The sequence below is a fragment of the Gilvimarinus gilvus genome, from assembly GCF_030518155.1.
Lineage (GTDB): Bacteria > Pseudomonadota > Gammaproteobacteria > Pseudomonadales > Cellvibrionaceae > Gilvimarinus > Gilvimarinus gilvus.
Window position 1 is genome coordinate 1 of sequence record NZ_JAULRU010000507.1, and the last position, 394, is coordinate 394.

The window sequence follows — 394 nt, forward strand, 5'->3', positions numbered from 1 at the left end:
CCTGGCCAACCCACGCATCCGTCATCAGCGCTGAGGCCCTTGCCATGACTAGCCCGATTCCGAAATCCGTGTCGCCGGCCAGCCCGGTGGACCAAAGCCTGCTCTACCCTTCGCCGTACAAAGAATTCTGGCAAGCCTTCGCGCGCAACAAAGGCGCGGTGATGGGCCTGGCGTTCATGTGCCTGGTGGTGTTCTGCGCGCTGTTCGCGCCATGGGTCGCCCCCCATGACCCCAGCGAGCAGTACCGCGACTTCCTGTTGACCCCACCGGTGTGGCTGGAGGGCGGCACCTGGCAGTTCATCCTTGGCACCGACGAACTCGGCCGCGACCTGCTTTCACGCCTGATCCAGGGCGCGCGGCTGTCGCTGCTGATCGGCCTGTCCTCGGTGGTGAT

1 pseudogene is annotated in these 394 nt (G+C 65.2%); it reads left to right on the plus strand.

Features of this window, described 5'->3' with window-relative positions:
* Positions 1–44: 44 nt before the first annotated feature.
* Positions 45–394, plus strand: a pseudogene (locus tag QWI17_RS09115) (hypothetical protein); the annotation flags it as partial.